Here is an 18914-nt window from a genome sequence, read left to right on the forward strand (position 1 = left end):
AACATGGAACAATTTGTTATTGCACTTGGTTGGTTGGGCGCGTTCGCTCCTGTTGCACTGGGTGCTATTGGTTCAGCTATCGGCTGTTCGGTAGCCGGTCAGGCAGCCTGTGGTGCCATGCTCGATGTTGAATCTGGCTACGGTAAATACATCGGCCTGTCTGCCATGCCTTCCTCTCAGGTTATCTACGGTATCGTGATTATGTTCACCCTTGCCGGTATCGGTGTTGATGCAGAAACGGCTGGCGGCCTGTTCGGTGTTGGCCTGATGACAGGTCTAGCACTTCTTTTCTCTGCTATCTACCAGGGACAGGCGGTATCGGCAGCCATCAACGCTTCGAAGAACAAGCCTGAAGTATTCGGTCTTTCTATTGCTCCAGCGGCAATCGTAGAAGGCTTCTCAGTATTTGCTTTCGTATTTGCGCTAGTGATGGGTGCCAACATCGGCGCATAAGGAACAGACCATGCCAGTAGAAAATCAAAACACCACGCCTGTCTCGGCAGGGATCAAGCAACTGGTCGACACCCTTCGCCAAGAAGGTGTGGATGCCGGTAAAGAAGCAGCAGATCAAATCATTGCCGAAGCGCGAGAAGAAGCCTCAACGATTGTTGCAGAAGCGCGTGATAAAGCCGGCTTAATCCTGGGCAATGCCCGCAAGGAAGCAGACTTTATCTCAACCGCAGGCAAACAAGCGTTTGAAATGGCTAACCGTAACGCCATTTTAGAGCTGAAAGCGTTCTTGCAGGATGAATTTGCCAAGCAAATCCAAGCGACCGTCGGTACCCAGTTAACAGACGAAAAGCTACTGCAGCAGATGATCCTCGAAGTCGCTGGCCGCAGCGCTATCAAATCCGATGAGCCTGTTGAAGTTATCTTGCCGACCCGTGTTGTGGGTGTGAACGATTTGAGTGCCAACCCTGAAGAGCTTAAGGAAGGTACCCTGATCCACTTCGCGGTGGCGCAAGCCGCTGAAATGCTCCGTGAAGGGGTCACTTTCAATGTCAATGAAGATAACAAGAACGCCGTTGTGTTCCGCTTGAAAGATAAAGATATCGAAGTGGCGCTGTCGGATGAAACCGTTACCCAGATGATGCTAAACCATCTCCAGCCACGTTTCCGCGCGTTGTTGGAAGGTATCGTCAAGTAACATAGAAGAGGCAGGCTTGCCCTGCCTCTCCTTTAACAAGGAACGTATATGTCTGATAAAGCATATCATAGCTTGTTGACGTCACTGCCGCATATCGATTCGCTGTTTAACAGTAAAATCACGCCGATCTCGCGTTACCAGTTGGAACGCCGATTGAGTGCACTCACCTTTGATGAGCGTAAGCACCTCAACATGATTGAGCAACTCATGCATTGGGATCGCACCAAGGATGATGCCGATGATGCCGAGCTGATCAAATTCGCCACCCGTGCGCGCAGTGAAGTCAAAAGCAAAGTACTTCGCGATCTGATTGATTGGCGCCTGGATATGCGAACGGTTGTTGCAGCCTTACGCCGCAAAAAAGCTGGGGAAAAAGCACCTTCTGGCCCTCGCTGGAGTTTCGGTACGCGCTATGAGTTCATCCGACGTAATTGGAATGTGCCCTACTTTAACTTGCAGTTCGCTTTTCCATGGCTACCGGATGTTGCCCGGTACATGGAACACGATCAAAGCCTCGAGCTCGAAAAAGCCTTATTAGAAGCGGTTTGGGAAGAACTTGATCGCATCAGTACCAAAGAGCGCTTTAGTTTCGAAGCTGTTGTTATTTATCTCTTGCGCTGGAATCTGGTATTCCGCTGGACCACCTACAACAGCGAGATTGCCATCGAGCGATTCGACCAACTCGTAGAAAATGCACTGGGCGAGTTCGCCAGTGATCTACCGCATTAATTTTGAAGACAGGTTGTTCAATGAGCACAGAATTAATCAATAAAACGCCGACAGCCCACGTAACGGCTGTCATTGGCGACACGCTGACCATTCGCCTCAACGATGGGGAAAAAGGTCAACTGGTAAAAAATGAAGTCGTTTATGTACTGCCAAGCCGTAAGCAGACCGATGGCCTTGATGAAATGCTAATGGCAGAAATCTTGCGTGTTCGCGGTGATTCCGCCGACATCCAGGTTTATGAAGACACCCGGGGAGTTGCTGTCGGTGACAGCATCATCCAAACCGGCGAAATGCTCAGCCTCGACTTGGGGCCTGGTATCTTGGCGCAAATCTATGATGGCCTGCAAAATCCACTAGAGCGTCTGGCACAGATCCACGGTAAATTCCTTAAACGCGGTGTGCAGGTTGATGCCCTAGATAAAGCAGAAACCTGGGCCTTTACTGCCGTTGCCAAGAAAGGTGACAAACTCCGTGCCGGACAATCACTTGGTACAGTACAAGAAGGCCGTTTTACCCACCAGATCATGGTGCCCTTCTATATAAAAGGTGAAGTCGAAGTTACCTGGATCCAAGAAGGTAACTTTACCGTTGATACCGTTGTTGCCCACATTACCGATAACCGAGGTAAAGAGCATAACCTGACCATGGTCCAGAAGTGGCCAGTCCGTCAGTCTATCGCCAATACCCTGACCAAAAACGGCGGAAAGACCCAGCGTAAATTCCCGAATGAGCCACTGGTTACAACAACCCGTACCATTGATACTTTCTTCCCGATTGCCCGTGGCGGAACTGGCTGTGTACCGGGGCCATTCGGCTCAGGGAAAACGGTTCTTCAGCACGGTATCTCCCGTTACTGTGATGCCGACATTGTTATCGTGGTTGCCTGTGGTGAGCGTGCTGGTGAAGTAGTTGAAACCATTGAAGAATTCCCTCACCTACCGGATCCAAAGCACGGCGGTACCCTGATTGACCGTACCGTGATCATCTGTAATACCTCGTCCATGCCGGTTGCTGCCCGCGAGGCCTCTATTTATACCGGCCTGACCCTGGGCGAGTACTACCGCCAGATGGGCTATAACGTCTTGTTATTGGCTGACTCAACGTCTCGTTGGGCACAGGCAATGCGTGAAACGTCGAACCGCCTAGAAGAGATCCCTGGCGAAGAAGGTTTCCCAGCGTACATGGACTCGGCTATCAAGGGTGTTTACGAGCGCTGTGGTGTGGTTGACAACGAAAACGGCACTGATGGCTCACTAACGATGATCGGTTCGGTTTCCCCTGCCGGTGGTAACTTCGAAGAGCCGGTCACCCAGTCGACCCTAGGTACCGTTAAGACCTTCCTTGGCCTGTCGTATGACCGCGCCTACAAGCGCTTCTACCCGGCAATTGACCCGTTGATTTCCTGGTCACGTTACCTCGACCAACTTGAAGACTGGTATGCCGAAAATCTAGGTCCTGAATGGGTACCAACAGTTAAGGAAATGAAAGCACTGCTATCGACCGGTGACAGCATCGGCCAGATGATGCAGGTAACCGGTGAGGAAGGTATTTCGCTAGAAGACTACGTGGTTTACCAGAAGGCCCTGTTCCTTGACATGGTTTACCTACAGCAAGATGCCTTCGACGAAGTCGATGCGTCATGTAGTTTTGAGCGCCAGCAATTCATCTTTGCCAAGGTGGTGAAAGTCATCCGCACTGGATATGACTTTGCTGATAAAGCCGAAGCACGTAAGTACTTTACGGCCATGACGCGTTACTTCCGTAACTTCCATTACGCCAAAGACAATACCGCCGAGTACCACGATTACGTTTCACGTATCGACATGCTTTTGGAAGATACCGTAACCACGGCAGCATAAGCTTTAAAATCATAAGCTTATATATAGCAACCAGCATATCTGTAATCAGATGGTGCTGGTTTGCTATACCCTAAACTTCATACCCTAAAAACACATTCGGGATAAATATATATTCCAATACAACCCGACCAAACACCCCACCCAGATTTTGGCTAAATATTAGAATTAACCACTACCCGACAACCCTTTTTGCAGCTAATTTAACCTTCTTGTCACACCTAATCCTTTCTAGGCATTCGACCCCATGAAATCCTGCAAAACTGAATGTTAACAGTGGCTTTCCCTGACACCTAAAATCAGGTGTAAACTCGGCGAAACCTTAGCATATTTTCGCTCAAATCGATTTATCAGCACAAAAAACGGCCAAAAACTGTCGATTGCGTTAAAATTCAGTTAATAAATATGTTTTCGGAATATCGTACTGTCTAAAAAAGTGTGATCTGAAACATATCTTTGATTATTGCACGGCATTTTACTTCGCTTTAACACGTGAAGTGCTGTTAACCTGCTCCGCGCTCTGGTGAAAGATTTTCAGAGTGAATAATTATAAGGAGTGTTTTATTCATGCAAGCACAAAAGAAAAAAATGTCCCTGACCGGCCGCGTTATTCTGGGTATGGTTCTGGGCATCTTGACAGGATTCATTATTCGTTCACTTTTTGCTGAATCATCTTTTGTCCACGAATATATAGTGAATGGCCTGTTCGAGGTTGGCGGTGCAATTTTCATCGCAAGCTTGAAGATGCTAGTTGTGCCATTGGTATTTGTCTCGCTGGTATGTGGTACCAGTACACTCAAAGATATCAGCACACTGGGCCGCCTAGGCGGTAAAACGTTGGCGTTCTACCTAACAACGACAGCCATTGCCATTACACTGGCGTTGGTCATGGGTAACGTGTTCAAGCCAGGTGCTGGCGCAGACCTTTCTGCTGCAACCACGTTTGCTTCTCGAGAAGCACCGTCACTGGGTCAGGTCATCATCGACATGTTCCCAACCAACCCAATCAGCTCGATGGCTAACGGTAACACGCTGCAAATCATCGTATTCGCTATCCTGTTCGGTATTGCTATCAGTGCTGCGGGTAAGCCAGGCGAGCGCATTGCCGGTATCTTCGCTGATCTGAACGAAGTGATCATGAAGCTGGTTGCCCTGCTGATGAACATTGCCCCATTCGGTGTATTCTTCCTGATGGCAAAACTGTTCACCGGCCTAGGTCTTGATGCGATTTTCAACCTATTCGGCTACTTCCTGGTACTGACTTGTACCCTGCTTCTGCACGGTATCGTGGTATACGGTTCACTGTTCAAGATCTTCACCGGTTTGAGCCCGAAAGTGTTCCTGAAGAAGATGGAAGATGCGATCATGTTCGCTTTCTCAACGGCTTCTTCAAACGCGACTATTCCAGTCACCATGGAAACAGCGACCAAGCGTCTTGGTGTTAAGAACCGTATCGCCTCATTCACTGTACCGCTAGGCGCAACCATCAACATGGATGGTACGGCGATCATGCAAGGTGTGGCGACTGCCTTCATTGCCCAGGCATTTAACATCGACCTGACCATGGGTGATTACCTAATGGTCATTGCAACGGCAACCCTAGCTTCGATCGGTACTGCTGGTGTACCAGGTGTGGGCCTAATCATGTTGGCAATGGTATTGAACCAGGTTGGCCTGCCAGTTGAAGGTATCGCTATTATCATGGGTGTTGACCGTCTGCTGGATATGATCCGTACTGCAGTTAACATCACGGGTGACAGCTGTGTAACCTGTATCGTTGCGAAATCTGAAGGTGAGATGGATATCGACCGCTTCAACGACCCGCATGCGGGTGAGAAAGAAGAGGAAGTCCACCTACACCCGATTTCAAACTCTTAAGCAACGGGTAACGATTTCCCCCTAATTCAAGGCTCCCAACAGGGAGCCTTTTTTATTGCAAGTTACTGACTATAGCTCTTACCCTAAGCTTTTCAGGTACGGCTTCACAGCTATCAGCTTCTGCACCAAGATATGACATTCCTGCACCACCACTGCACCATTATCGACCTCGTTTTATAGACCCAACGAACACATCACAATAAGCAATTGATAATTAAAGATTAAATATTTCTGTCATCTGAACCATTATGGAATAATGCTTGCAGCTTTACTAACCAGAACCGGACTCGTGTGTTTAGGGAGGCTGCATGCTCTACTTTATTCTTACCCTCTGCCTAGTCGGCATAGCGCTTGGTACCATCATCATTCGCTCCCGCCAGCAACGCGATATACTGCAAAGCCGTTTTAACCAAATTATCGGCCTGCGCCAACTCATCCACTTACTGCGTTTCCATCGCCGCCAGTCACACCAAGCCCTGAAAAGCGTTCCACCGCGTTCGGAGAGCCTTAGTGAATCTATTGCGATCAAGACATTGATCCATAGCTTGATCAACCAGGCAGAAACCGCCAATAAACCGATGTACCGTATTCTCGATAAGCAGCTGGGAACGATTTTGGATGAGTGGCCAAGATATTCTGTCCAGCGCAACCAATCCACCCATGGCAAAGCGATCCGCCATGTTCTCTACCTAATTGACGATACCCTAACCCAGTGCTTGATCACCTCAGAGAAAGAAGATTTATTCAAACACTACCAAGGTACGTGGCCTGTGATGCTCAATGCCATAGACAGCCTGAGCCGGTTCCGTTACGCGATTGAGAATTACAAGATGGGTAGTGATGTAATGGCTAGGGAGCTTGGGCTCCACGCCCAGATCCTCAAACGTAGAATGGCACAACTGCATTTACCGGATGATCCTGCCGTGCCGCCGCTCATCATTGATAATCTGTTTATCCAGTATGAAAATATCGATTTAAACGCGCACGATAAGGAATTGGTCAAATACCACCTCTACCAGTTCTCGCTGGAAGCGTCAGATACCTTGTTCCACTTGTTTGATTTAGTGCTTAGCCATATCGGGGCAGAGCTGTCGATTAAGTTGCCGGAGTTGGCAGCAAGGGAAGATAAAAAGGTCGTGCAAATAATTGCCCGGTACTAAGACCGGGCAATTAGGGAAGGAGCAGTTTGTTTTTCTAGCCTAGGGCTTTAGAAAATTAGGTGTGCAATCGCGACGATAATCGGCAGTGTCACTAGTGTACGCAGAACGAAGATTGCAACTAATTCAAGGAAGTTAATTGGCACCTTGCTGCTAAGGATAACCGAGCCAGTTTCTGACATGAAAATCAGCTGGGTAACAGATAGTGCTGCGACAACAAACTTGGTCAGCTCAGCGTTGATGCTAGAGGCTGCAATAATTGACGGTACATACATGTCGGTGAAACCTACCAGCATGGTCTGCGCTGCAGCTTGTGCCTCAGCAACGTTAAGTAGCTCTAGTAGTGGAACAAATGGAGCGCCAAGTAGCGAGAACAGAGGTGTTGTCTCAGCAACAACCAGGCCAAGTGTACCGATTGCCATCACCACTGGCAGAACACCAATCACCATATCCAGCGCGTTGTGGAAACCCTCTTTGGCTACCGAGCCAAGGCTTTTCACTTTATCAGCACGCTGCAGGGCTAGGTCCATACCAAAACTCATTGCTGACTGGCCTTCAGGTACCAGCTCGTCATCACGGTTAGGTGCCGTACCGTCGATGTAGACATCTTTTTTGTATGACAGTGGCGGCAGGAACTGAATCACCATGGCTGCAACTACGCCTGACAAACAAATCGCGGCATAGAAAGGCACGAAGTAATTCTGCAGGCCAACCTGGGTCAGTACCACCAGCGAGAAAGAGATACCAACCGGTGAGAACATGGTCGCAACAACAGCAGCTTCACGGGCTGTGTACTTTTTCTGCTCGTACTGCTTACTGGTCAAGATAACCCCAACCGTACCGTCACCCAACCAAGATGAAATACAATCAATCGCAGCGCGGCCCGGCAGCCTGAACACAGGACGCATGAACTTACTCAGCAAGGTACCTAGCAGTTCCAGCAGGCCGAAATTAAGCAATAACGGCAGTAGCAAACCGGCAAAGATGAAAGTGACAAACAAGGAAGGCAACAGATCATGCAGCACCAAACCACCGGTATTTTCATTCCAGAACATTTCTGGGCCTACCTGGTGAAGTGCCGCCAAAGTAAATACCGCACCCAGGGTGCGAATAACCAACCAAGTCGGACTCAATAGGAAAAGGCGAGTTAGCAAAGGAGATTGAGTTACAAAAGTAGGCTTTGCCACACTTGCCAATACTGAAACAGCAGCAGACAAACAGATCACCGCCGTCACTAACGGCAGGATAGCGTCACCCAGCACAGCCTTGAAGCCTTTAGCCATAAGGGCTAGCGGGAAGGTAAAGTCACCGTTGACGGTCAGCGGCGCCAAGAAGAAGAACAAGCCCAGTATCGATGGAATGGCGAACATCAGCACATTCCTGCTGGTCTTGTGGTTGTTTTGCGCTAAAAGGGTATCTGTCATTCTACTGCTTCCTGAATGATTACACTTTCAATAAAAGTGAATAAAATCTCAATAACGCGATTATATCGAATACAATCCAGGATACAATAGCAAAGCGACAAAATAATCACTTTTATTGCATAAAAAACCAATACTGACTCATATTACTAGATGGTTATTTTTTATTCATTTTATCCAAGAAATAAAAAACCCAGCCAATTGGCTGGGTTTTTGTTGGTGTTCTGTTTGAACGTCCGCGTATCGGATTAACCGATGTGAGTCACGTTGTTCATGTACTTGCGAAGTACTTCAGGGATACGGATACGACCGTCAGCTTCCTGGTTGTTCTCTAGGATAGCGACCATAGTACGGCCAACCGCTAGACCAGAACCGTTCAAGGTGTGAACGAGCTCAGGCTTCTTCTCACCTTTACGACGGAATCGCGCTTGCATACGGCGAGCCTGGAAGTCACCACAGTTAGAACAAGAAGAGATCTCACGGTAAGTTTCCTGTGCAGGAACCCATACTTCTAGGTCGTAAGTCTTCACAGCGCCGAAGCCCATGTCACCAGTACATAGGATCACCTTACGGTAAGGCAGTTCAAGCAGCTGAAGTACTTTCTCAGCGTGACCTGTTAGTTCTTCCAGTGCATCCATTGAATCTTCTGGACGAGCGATCTGTACTAGCTCAACTTTGTCGAACTGGTGCATACGGATAAGACCACGGGTGTCACGACCGTAAGAACCGGCTTCTGAACGGAAACAAGGCGTGTGCGCTGTCATCTTAACAGGCAGGTCTGCTTCTTCAGAAATCGTGTCACGCAGCATGTTAGTAACTGGCACTTCTGCTGTCGGGATCAAAGACAGAGTACGTGGCTCTTCGTCATTCACTTTCTCAGTCAGCGGCTGAGTGTGGAACAAGTCAGCACCGAACTTAGGCAGCTGGCCTGTACCGAATAGGCTGTCAGAGTTCACTAGGTACGGTACGTACATCTCTGTGTAGCCGTGCTCGTCAGTGTGCAGATCCAGCATAAACTGGGCGATTGCACGGTGCAGGCGAGCAAACTGGCCTTTCATCACGATGAAACGTGCGCCAGACAGCTTAACCGCGCTTGCGAAATCAAGACCGTCAGCTAGTTCACCTAGGTCAACGTGGTCTTTCACTTCGAAATCGTAAGACTGAGGCTGGCCCCAGCGAGAGATCTCAACGTTCTCATTTTCGTCTTTACCAGCAGGAACTGAATCGTCCGGCAGATTTGGAATTGTTTGTACGATAGCGTCTAGCTCAGACTGAAGCGCAGCCAGTGCTTTTTTCGCGTCGTCCAGCTCAGAGCCTAGGTTGCCAACTTCAGCAAGGATACGCTCAGCTTCTTCGTGATCGCCCTTCGCTTTCGCTTGGCCAATGGACTTCGATCGGGAGTTACGCAGTGCCTGAAGCTCTTCAGTTTTGATCTGAAGTGACTTACGTTTTTCTTCTAGGGAACGTAGTAGCTCTACATCAAGAGTGTAACCACGGCGCGCTAATTTTTCGGCTGTTGCGTCCAGCTCAGTTCGAAGTAATTTAGAATCTAGCATGCTAATCCTGTGCTCATAATGTTCTAAAGTGCACACTATTTAACCAAGTTGATGGCTAAATAATTTATTATTCAGAAGGCGTTAGGCAACCTAACGCTGATCCCTCAACAATACCCAAAAAGCCCTATTATTGATAGCGCTTTGAGGCGCTTTTTGCATCTAAAGAAGCAAGATAATCTAACTTTTCGGAAATTTTGGTCTCTAAGCCCCGGTTTGTCGGCTGATAGTAGCGAGTGCCCGCTAACTCCGGTGGGAAATAGCTCTCGCCAGCCGCATAGGCGCCGGGCTCGTCGTGGGCATAACGATATTCCTCGCCGTAGCCCATTTCCTTCATCAGTTTGGTCGGCGCATTACGCAAGTGATGCGGCACTTCATAATCAGGATAGTTAGCCGCATCCAACTTGGCTTGTTTAAAGGCCGTATAGACCGCATTGCTTTTCGGCGCACAGGCCAAGTAAACAATCGCCTGGGCAATCGCCCGCTCGCCTTCATAAGCGCCCACTCGGGTAAAACAATCCCAAGCAGAGACTGCGACCTGCATCGCACGTGGGTCGGCATTGCCAATATCTTCCGAGGCAATCGCCAGCAAACGGCGGGCAACGTAGAGCGGATCACAGCCAGCCTGCAGCATACGGGCATACCAATATAGTCCGCCGTCTGGGCTCGAGCCACGGATTGACTTGTGAACCGCTGAAATCATGTCGTACCACAAATCGCCCTTGTTATCGAAGCGAGCAATTTTCTCGCCGGCGACTTCAGCCAGCAACGCCAAGGTGATCTGCTTATTGCCCTGCTTGTCCTCGTCGGCCATATCAATCAGCTGTTCAAGATAGTTCAGCGACATGCGGGCATCACCACCGACCAACTCGGCCAAACGTTCTTTGACCTCATCGACAAACACCAAGTTGCTCTCGGTAACGCCTCGCTCTTTGTCTGCAAGTGCTTGCTCGATCACCTCAAGGATTTCATCAGTATCCAAAGATTTAAGCTTGTACACCCGGGCGCGAGACAACAATGCGTTGTTAAGCTCAAAAGATGGGTTTTCTGTCGTTGCGCCGATAAAGGTCACTGTACCGTCTTCAATGTGAGGCAAGAAGGCATCCTGTTGGCTCTTGTTGAAACGGTGGACCTCATCAACAAACAGGATAGTACGACGGCCAGCCATCTTGTTATCACGGGCCTTGTCGATGGCAGCGCGGATATCTTTCACCCCTGATGTCACCGCCGACACACGCTCGACTTCGGCATTGGCATAGTGGGCAGCCACCTCTGCCAATGTGGTTTTACCGGTACCCGGTGGACCCCATAGGATCATCGAATGCAGGTGCCCTGCTTCCAGCGCACGCCTCAGCGGCTTGCCTTCGGCTAGAATATGCTTCTGGCCTATATATTCCTGCACGGTACGCGGACGCATTCTTGCCGCCAGCGGGCGGAAATCCGATGAAAAGTCCAGGCTGAAATTACTCAAAATCTCCGCTCCTTAAAACAAAATTAGGTGGTACAAGCGTACCACCTAAGTAATCAGTTCACTGCTCTAGCGGCCTTGCTGAGCCGCCTAGTTTAATCCGCAATCCAAGTTTTTACACAAGCCTAGTTGCGCTGGTCATCCAGCTCTACGCCTTGCGGTGGCGTGAAGGTAAACAGGCTAGACGCAGGCGTTGCCTTGTTAAACTTAGACAGCTTGAAATTGCTGCGCTGGCCGTCTTGCTCGACCACCGAGAAACTGCGTACCTCACCTGACTTGGCAACCGTTACAATAAACTTGCCCATTGAAGAGGCACCGCTTTTCGGCGTCAGGGTGAAAGTATCTGCGGTTTGCGAAACATTGTAGTTGGCCCAGTCAGCCGCACTGTTGCGGGTCAGCAGCACAAACGGAGTTTGATCCGTAGCATCGTTGAGCCACATCGCTGTCACTTGCTCGATGAACGGGCTGTAGTACCACAATGTCTTGCCGTCTGAAATCAAGATGTTCTCATCTGGCGTTTCGGTATTCCAGCGGAACAGGTTTGGTCGCTTGATCGATACATCACCGGCACCTTCTACCAGCAGGCTCCCCTCAGGGCTTACGACTGTTTGGGTAAAGTCGGCACTGAACGCATTCACTTTACCTAAACGGGTGCTCAATTCCTGCTGTGGGTTAGCCTGAGCCTGACCTGCCATTAGCAACGGACCGGCAACCAACATACTCAAAAGCACTTTTTTAATCATTCTGTTAAACCCTTCTCTAATGCCTGCTCTTTGATCGTAGCAGGCATGGTTATTACTGTTGTCTTGTGTTCTATCAATGGTTAATCGCGAGGCGGTGGCGGTGGTGCCAACACTTCTCGGTTACCATTGTGGCCCGGCGCACTCACAATGCCGTGGGCTTCAAGCTGCTCGACAATGCGAGCAGCACGGTTATAACCAATCTTGAAGCGGCGCTGGACACCAGACACTGAACCACGACGCGACTCGGCGACAAACGCGGCCACTTCGTCAAACAACTGATCCAAATCGTCATCGCCACCTGTCGGGGTTTCACCCGGCAATAGACCATCAGCCCCTTGGTCAGCTTCAAGAATACCTTCGATATACTGAGGTTTACCTCTAGCTTTCCAATCATTGACCACGTTATGTACATCTTCATCCGAGGCAAACGCACCGTGAACACGAACAGGGTGGTTACTACCCGCAGGCAAGTAAAGCATGTCACCCATACCAAGCAAGGATTCTGCACCGCCTTGGTCTAGGATGGTACGCGAATCGGTTTTGGTCGAAACGGTAAACGCCATACGGCTCGGGATATTGGCCTTGATAAGGCCGGTGATTACATCCACCGATGGACGCTGGGTTGCCAGCACCAAGTGGATCCCCGCCGCACGCGCCTTCTGTGCCAGTCGGGCAATCAGCTCTTCAACCTTCTTACCAACGACCATCATAAGATCGGCAAATTCATCGACGATAACCACAATGCTTGGCATTTTTTCCAGCAGTGGCGGGTACTCATCCATGCTATCGCCCGGCTTCCAAAGCGGGTCATGGATTGGGTGACCTGCAGCTGCCGCCTCTTCCAGCTTGGCATTGAAGCCTGCCAGGTTACGTACCCCACAAGCTGCCATCAATTTGTAGCGACGCTCCATCTCACCGACACACCAGCGCAAGGCATTGCTGGCATCTTTCATATCGGTAACCACTTCGGTCAATAGATGCGGAATACCTTCATAGATAGACAGTTCCAGCATTTTCGGGTCAATCATGATGAAGCGGCAATCTTCAGGCTTACATTTATACAGCAAGCTCAAAATCATCACGTTCACACCCACCGACTTACCAGAACCGGTCGTACCGGCAACCAGCAAGTGAGGCATCTTGCTCAGATCAGCCACAACGGCTTCACCAGCAATGTCGTAACCCAATACAATCGGCAACGCACCTTTCTTGTGCTGGAAGTTATCACTCGCGACAACCTCAGACATATAAACCGTTTCACGGTTCACGTTCGGTAGCTCCAAGCCGATATATGGCTTGCCCGGAATAACTTCAACCACACGGACCGCAGATGCTGACAGGGCACGCGCCAAGTCTTTGGCAAGGCCAGAAATCCGGCTCACTTTAACGCCCGGAGCAAGATCTAGCTCATAGCGGGTGATCACAGGTCCAGGATAGACCCCAACCACTTTGGCCTTGATCTTGTAGTCAGCCAGTTTGGCTTCCACCAGCATGGCTGTTTGTTTCAGCTCTTCCTCGGTCGTCGGCTGCACGTTTTGCTTCGGCGGTGCCAACAACTCAATCGTTGGCATTGGTGAGGTCGGAGCCGGTAAATCGGCTTCTCGCTTCATCAAGAACGGATTATCCAAACCTGCCGCTTGCGCCTGCGCCTTCTGGGCATCACGAATTTTCTTGAGGAAGGCTTCTTCATCGCTCAAGCCTTCTTCGCTAATCTCTTCAGCAGGTGCAATTTCACGTTCAGCTCGCTCCAGCTCGGACATACCATCCTGAACACCAATTTCAATGTCGTGTGCCATTTCAGGATTACCAGCAGCTGTTGTCGCTGTTGGTACCTCTGGCTGGACTTCAACCACTGTGCTTTGCTCATGGTATACCGGCTCTGGCTCAACGACAGGCTCGAAAGTACCGGTTTGAACGACAGGGCCTGATTGAGCAACATCAGGCTCTGTTGTAACAGGTTCGAAATGAACCGACGATGAATGTGTTTCGGTTGCTTCAGGAACAAAATCATCATTGTTGAATGACATGCCCGCCGACAGCTCTGGCTCTGATGCAGTTTGAGAGTCTGAAGAGCCTGGCTCCTTAGCAACAGATACCTCAGCAATAGGCAACTCAGAAACGGAAACCTCAGAAACCGCCTCTTCAGCGATAGCTGTATCTGTAGCAGCTAGCGCAGCCGTCGCCGCAATCGCTTCATTATTCACCGCGGTATCCATTACCGGTGTAGAAGCAGAAGATGGGCTCTGCCCCTCATCGACATACACCGTGAAGTTCTCATCAATATCAAGCTGCCTTTCAAGCTCGGCAATCGTCATGCCTTTGGCTTGCTGGGTAGATTGAACATCAACAACCTCTTCGGCAATAGCTTCGCTCGCCTGAGTTTGTACATGAACTTCAGGGGTACCCGCCGCAGCTGGCTCAACTGACGCTGTCGTTTGCGGTTGAACCTGCTGAACAGCAGGAGCACTGTGTTGCGAAGGCGCTTGGATATCTATAGCAGGCTGGTTGACTGGCGACTCTGCTACCACGGCAATCGATTCTGTACTCGCTTCAGCTTGCGCAGTTGCCGCTGCCGAAGCCGTTGTAGCCAAAGCCGCCGCAGCTGGAGCGGTCGCTGTCATTTGGGCTTGGGCTTGGCGATGACGCTCAGGCATGACAATCTTAGGTTCGCTGGAATCCATCAATGGATCAGCTTTAATCCCTGCCCCATCGAGTAACGGGTCATGTTGTCCCGGCTGGCCGAAACTTGGCTCCTGGCGAGCAAATCGGTTTCTGTCATCACCTGGTTCAGAAGAGGCGCGGCTGTTTGAAGCCAGAAGCACATCATCGGCATCCGGCTCGGATTCGGTTTGCTGCATGGCCAGCTGGCGGCCAAACTCGGTCTGGTGTTCATCAGGGATATCAGCTGCAAATGGCGTTAATGTCTCTGACTTGTCAGAGCGAATCTTGTTCAGTAGCCACGCCATCGAGCCGAGTACCGTCTCACCGATAATATCAACAATGGTCAGCCAGGAGATCCCGGTAAACAAGGTAAAGCCGACTGCCCAAGCGAACATTAGAACTAACGTGGCACCCAGCAAGTTAAATAGCGGCAGTGCCATATTCGACACTACATCGCCAATCACACCGCCGGAAGAGAAGTACCAGATATCGTCAAAGTTGAGATCGGCAAGTCCGCAACTGGCAACAAAGATGATTAACAACCCGAGCAGGCGGGTACCATAAATCATGTAATCCAGCTTGAGAGGTTGCTGACGGCGGCGGAAAAGCACCCATGCGGCAAGAATAATGACAGCAGGTAACGGATAGGCCAGAGAGCCAAACGCAAAAAATAAGGTATCGGCCACCAAGGCGCCGAAGGCCCCAGCTTTATTCTGGACCGGCCCTTCCCATGCGGTTTGTGACCATGAAGGATCGGCTGGGTCGAAACTCAACAGCGCAACCATGATGAAAATCGCCGATAAAATACCGATGATTAGGAAACTTTCCAGTAAGCGCTGTCCCCCGGAAAGGCGCATTTTAGGCTGCTTTTTGCCCTTTACTTTCCTCAAAAAAACACTCCGATGTAACAAATTGCTCTAACGCCAACCCTTCTGCCTTTGTTATAGGTGTCGGGGTAAATGCGCTGAATCTTTTTTTAACTATCAGAACAAGGACATCCCTGCTCGTTGTTATTATTATGCCAATGCTTAATGGCGTGTCAGGCGCCAGTAAAACTAATGCCTATCTTATACTAAATAGCGTCATATTTTGCCATTTTGATAAGTCGGATATAGGACGGGACGGTGATATTTTGTCAGGATGTGCTGAAAATCCCAGCACTTAGAGTTAGCAATGACTAACTTAGCTGTTCATTTGGTAGCTTGAAGCTTTCACTACCTTTACGCCAGTAAACAAAACAAGGCGCCAGAAACAAAACAAGCGGCTGACAGGCCGCTTGTTTGAACTACCCAAATATTTTGGATGTATATTATTTCAGCTGTGAAGCTTAACGCGTTTTGATCACAAGGTTGTTGGTCTGCTTCACTTCTTCCATTACCACATAGGTACGGGTGTCATTAACACCTGGAAGACGTAGCAGGGTTTCACCCAACAGCTTACGGTACGCAGACATATCTGATACACGGGTTTTCAGCAAGTAGTCGAAATCACCAGATACCAAGTGGCATTCTTGGATGTCTTCCAGCTCTTGCACAGACTTGTTGAACTGCTCAAATACATCAGGCGCACCACGGTTTAGCGTGATTTCAACGAAAACCAACAGGGATGCATCAAGATACTGAGGATTTAGCAGCGCGGTGTAGCCACTGATGTAGCCCTGACGCTCTAGACGTCGTACACGCTCAAGACATGGTGTTGGAGACAAGCCTACACGCTTGGATAACTCTACATTTGAAATACGGCCGTCTTTTTGAAGTTCATTCAAAATGTTACGGTCAATACGATCCAATTCCTTGGATGGTTTTTTCTTGGTATCTACCATTTTTTATTCCACCTTCTTACTTCCTTGCAAAAAAATATACTACATCTTTCTATTTTTTAGAATCAAATACTCTGTTAGTCAAACTATACTGCCATTAGATCTGCATTTACATCCTTGTCAATAGCCAATCATACTGGATGCCAAGGGAGGAGCAGCATGATTATTGGAGTCCCCAAAGAAATCAAAAACCACGAATACCGTGTTGGCTTGGTAACCAGCAGTGTCCGTGAGCTCACATCACTCGGTCATCAAGTCCTGGTCGAAACCCAAGCCGGTGTCGGGATCGGGCTGTCAGACTCAGACTATGAGAACGCTGGCGCTACAATTATTTCTAACGCTAAAGAAGTTTTTACCAGATCAGAGATGATTGTCAAAGTAAAAGAGCCTCAAGCAGTAGAAAGAGCCATGCTGAGTGAAGGGCAAATTTTATTCACTTATCTCCATCTTGCACCAGATTTTCCGCAAACAAAAGACCTGATTGACAGCAAAGCTGTCTGTATTGCTTACGAAACCGTCACTGATTCCTCAGGCAAATTACCGCTTCTAGCCCCGATGTCTGAAGTTGCTGGCAGAATGTCTATCCAAGCAGGCGCCCAAACGCTAGAGAATTCTAACGGTGGACGGGGTCTGTTACTGAGTGGGGTACCCGGTGTCGAGCCGGCCAATGTACTTATATTAGGCGGTGGTGTCGTCGGTTCCAATGCAGCCAGGATGGCCGTAGGGATGCGAGCCAATGTCACTTTGCTGGACCGCAACGTCGATACCTTGAGAGCGCTGGATTGCGAGTTCAAGGGGACGGTGAACTTGGTTTACTCAACCTCTGAAATCATTGACCAGTTAGTGCCTGAAGCCGACATTATCATTGGCGCGGTGCTGATCCCCGGGGCGGCCGCTCCTAAGCTGATCACCGCAGAGCACGTCAAGAAGATGAAGCCAGGATCTGCGCTAGTTGATGTCGCGATAGACCAAGGTGGGTGCTTCGAAACCTCACGCCCTACCACCCATACGGAGCCTACTTATATCATTGATAATGTAGTGCATTATTGTGTTGCCAACATGCCGGGAGCCGTGGCAAGGACATCGGCTTTTGCGCTAAATAATGCTACCCTGCCCTATGTGATTAAGCTGGCCAACCTAGGATATAAAAAAGCGTTATTGGACGACCCCGGATTCCTTGCAGGTATGAATGTGATATATGGTAAAGTGACCTGCAAAGAGGTCGCTGATAGCTTTGATTTGCATTATACCGATCCAACAGTCGCCATTAGCATGCACTAGCACATGATTTATATATAACCTTTAGCTATCACTTATAGCAAATTCATCTAAATAAATTATCACCGCTGCTGGGAATCCACCTCGGCAGCGTGACTTTACAGGGAAATCGCCGCGCTACAATCCCCTCTTTCCATAGCGCCTCAATTTACCTACAATCACCCATCACAAGATCAAAAATCTCATTCAGCCTGGAGAAGTAATGAGTAACGTAAGACATTGTAAACTGCTCATCCTTGGTTCTGGTCCTGCTGGCTATACAGCAGCAGTTTATGCTGCACGTGCCAACCTAAACCCGGTAATGATCACGGGTATGCAGCAAGGTGGTCAGCTCACCACCACCACAGAAGTTGAAAACTGGCCGGGTGACGCCGAAGGTCTAACTGGCCCAGCGCTGATGGATCGCATGAAAGAACACGCAGAGCGATTCGAAACCGAAATCATTTTTGATCACATCAATGAAACTGATTTTAGCCAGCGTCCTTTCCGTCTTAAAGGCGACAGCGGCGAATACACCTGTGATGCATTGATCATCTCTACAGGTGCTTCTGCCAAGTACCTCGGCTTGGAATCGGAAGAAAACTTCAAGGGTCGCGGCGTATCTGCCTGTGCAACCTGTGACGGTTTCTTCTACCGCAACCAGAAAGTCGCAGTAGTCGGTGGTGGTAACACTGCTGTTGAAGAAGCGCTTTACCTGTCTAACATCGCCTCGGAAGTGCACCTTATTCACCGTCGTGATACCTTCCGCTCAGAGAAGATCCTGATCAAGCGACTGATGGACAAGGTAGAGAACGGCAATATCATCCTGCACACAGACCGCGTTCTGGATGAGGTACTGGGTGACGAAATGGGTGTAACAGCCGTACGTATCAAAGATACCCAATCTGATGCGACTGAGACTCTGGACGTAATGGGTGCATTCATCGCAATCGGCCACCAGCCAAACACGGGTATTTTTGAAGGCCAGCTTGAAATGAGCAACGGCTACATCAAAGTACAATCAGGTACCGAAGGTAATGCCACCCAAACCAGCGTCGAAGGTATCTTCGCGGCGGGTGATGTTATGGATCATACCTACCGTCAGGCCATTACATCTGCAGGTACAGGCTGTATGGCAGCCCTTGATGCCGAGCGCTTCCTTGACGCGCTAGAAGAACAAAAATAATACTTATGGCCACCTTTCAAGGTGGCCTTTTTAGCCTTC

The 18914-nt window shown here is 49.4% G+C and carries 14 protein-coding genes; 8 read left to right on the forward strand and 6 right to left on the reverse strand.

What is annotated here, in order from left to right:
• Positions 1-3: 3 nt before the first annotated feature.
• The 6 genes from ACXAD4_RS13075 to ACXAD4_RS13100 all read left to right on the forward strand — a co-directional run bounded on the left by ACXAD4_RS13075 (position 4) and on the right by ACXAD4_RS13100 (position 6770).
• Positions 4-453 (forward strand): ATP synthase subunit C, encoded by a 450-nt coding sequence (locus ACXAD4_RS13075; protein WP_107301534.1) that lies wholly within the window; start codon positions 4-6, stop codon positions 451-453.
• A gap of 10 nt (positions 454-463) precedes the next feature.
• Positions 464-1147 carry a hypothetical protein gene (locus ACXAD4_RS13080; RefSeq protein ID WP_107301533.1) on the forward strand — a complete coding sequence of 228 codons (684 nt, stop codon included), beginning with the start codon at positions 464-466 and terminating at the stop codon, positions 1145-1147.
• 48 nt (positions 1148-1195) lie between these two features.
• On the forward strand, positions 1196-1876 hold the full coding sequence (locus tag ACXAD4_RS13085; protein ID WP_107301532.1) for a DUF2764 family protein: 681 nt from the start codon (positions 1196-1198) through the stop codon (positions 1874-1876).
• Positions 1877-1896: 20 nt separating this feature from the next.
• Positions 1897-3735, forward strand: coding sequence for a V-type ATP synthase subunit A (locus ACXAD4_RS13090; protein ID WP_107301531.1), 1839 nt, complete (start codon positions 1897-1899; stop codon positions 3733-3735).
• A gap of 564 nt (positions 3736-4299) precedes the next feature.
• Positions 4300-5610, forward strand: a complete 1311-nt coding sequence (locus ACXAD4_RS13095; protein WP_222550205.1) for a dicarboxylate/amino acid:cation symporter — start codon at positions 4300-4302, stop codon at positions 5608-5610.
• A gap of 308 nt (positions 5611-5918) precedes the next feature.
• Positions 5919-6770: a hypothetical protein gene (locus tag ACXAD4_RS13100; RefSeq protein WP_475241961.1), complete on the forward strand. Its 852-nt coding sequence runs from the start codon at positions 5919-5921 to the stop codon at positions 6768-6770.
• A gap of 47 nt (positions 6771-6817) precedes the next feature.
• Here ACXAD4_RS13100 and ACXAD4_RS13105 read toward each other — a convergent pair whose 3' ends face one another.
• The 6 genes from ACXAD4_RS13105 to lrp all read right to left on the reverse strand — a co-directional run bounded on the left by ACXAD4_RS13105 (position 6818) and on the right by lrp (position 16435).
• Positions 6818-8191: a YjiH family protein gene (locus ACXAD4_RS13105; protein ID WP_107301528.1), complete on the reverse strand. Its 1374-nt coding sequence runs from the start codon at positions 8189-8191 to the stop codon at positions 6818-6820.
• 245 nt (positions 8192-8436) lie between these two features.
• Entirely contained in the window at positions 8437-9744 is a 1308-nt protein-coding gene (serS, locus tag ACXAD4_RS13110) for a serine--tRNA ligase (protein ID WP_475241962.1), read from the reverse strand.
• A gap of 127 nt (positions 9745-9871) precedes the next feature.
• On the reverse strand, positions 9872-11212 hold the full coding sequence (locus tag ACXAD4_RS13115; protein WP_475241963.1) for a replication-associated recombination protein A: 1341 nt from the start codon (positions 11210-11212) through the stop codon (positions 9872-9874).
• A 122-nt stretch (positions 11213-11334) separates the two neighbouring features.
• Entirely contained in the window at positions 11335-11949 is a 615-nt protein-coding gene (gene lolA / locus ACXAD4_RS13120; protein WP_475242782.1) for an outer membrane lipoprotein periplasmic chaperone LolA, read from the reverse strand.
• 83 nt (positions 11950-12032) lie between these two features.
• Positions 12033-15503 (reverse strand): DNA translocase FtsK 4TM domain-containing protein, encoded by a 3471-nt coding sequence (locus ACXAD4_RS13125; protein ID WP_475241965.1) that lies wholly within the window; start codon positions 15501-15503, stop codon positions 12033-12035.
• 437 nt (positions 15504-15940) lie between these two features.
• A complete protein-coding gene (lrp, locus tag ACXAD4_RS13130; RefSeq protein WP_036832575.1) occupies positions 15941-16435 on the reverse strand; it encodes a leucine-responsive transcriptional regulator Lrp in 495 nt (164 codons plus the stop codon).
• Between the two features lie 156 nt (positions 16436-16591).
• Here lrp and ald point away from each other — a divergent pair, with 156 nt between their 5' ends.
• Both ald and trxB read left to right on the forward strand, forming a co-directional pair.
• Entirely contained in the window at positions 16592-17713 is a 1122-nt protein-coding gene (gene ald, locus ACXAD4_RS13135) for an alanine dehydrogenase (protein ID WP_475241967.1), read from the forward strand.
• Between the two features lie 199 nt (positions 17714-17912).
• Positions 17913-18875: a thioredoxin-disulfide reductase gene (gene trxB, locus ACXAD4_RS13140; RefSeq protein ID WP_475241968.1), complete on the forward strand. Its 963-nt coding sequence runs from the start codon at positions 17913-17915 to the stop codon at positions 18873-18875.
• The last annotated feature ends 39 nt before the right edge of the window (positions 18876-18914 follow it).

It is taken from the genome of Photobacterium sp. AWH4_225 (genome assembly GCF_056158405.1).

What these genes read in the sequence shown, in the direction of transcription:
- ACXAD4_RS13100 (WP_475241961.1), top strand. Translation starts at nt 5,919, where the DNA reads ATGCTCTACTTTATTCTTACCCTCTGCCTAGTCGGCATAGCGCTTGGT.
- ACXAD4_RS13085 (WP_107301532.1), top strand. Translation starts at nt 1,196, where the DNA reads ATGTCTGATAAAGCATATCATAGCTTGTTGACGTCACTGCCGCATATC.
- ald (WP_475241967.1), top strand. Translation starts at nt 16,592, where the DNA reads ATGATTATTGGAGTCCCCAAAGAAATCAAAAACCACGAATACCGTGTT.
- ACXAD4_RS13095 (WP_222550205.1), top strand. Translation starts at nt 4,300, where the DNA reads ATGCAAGCACAAAAGAAAAAAATGTCCCTGACCGGCCGCGTTATTCTG.
- trxB (WP_475241968.1), top strand. Translation starts at nt 17,913, where the DNA reads ATGAGTAACGTAAGACATTGTAAACTGCTCATCCTTGGTTCTGGTCCT.
- lrp (WP_036832575.1), bottom strand. Translation starts at nt 16,435, where the DNA reads ATGGTAGATACCAAGAAAAAACCATCCAAGGAATTGGATCGTATTGAC.
- ACXAD4_RS13080 (WP_107301533.1), top strand. Translation starts at nt 464, where the DNA reads ATGCCAGTAGAAAATCAAAACACCACGCCTGTCTCGGCAGGGATCAAG.
- serS (WP_475241962.1), bottom strand. Translation starts at nt 9,744, where the DNA reads ATGCTAGATTCTAAATTACTTCGAACTGAGCTGGACGCAACAGCCGAA.
- ACXAD4_RS13105 (WP_107301528.1), bottom strand. Translation starts at nt 8,191, where the DNA reads ATGACAGATACCCTTTTAGCGCAAAACAACCACAAGACCAGCAGGAAT.
- ACXAD4_RS13090 (WP_107301531.1), top strand. Translation starts at nt 1,897, where the DNA reads ATGAGCACAGAATTAATCAATAAAACGCCGACAGCCCACGTAACGGCT.
- ACXAD4_RS13075 (WP_107301534.1), top strand. Translation starts at nt 4, where the DNA reads ATGGAACAATTTGTTATTGCACTTGGTTGGTTGGGCGCGTTCGCTCCT.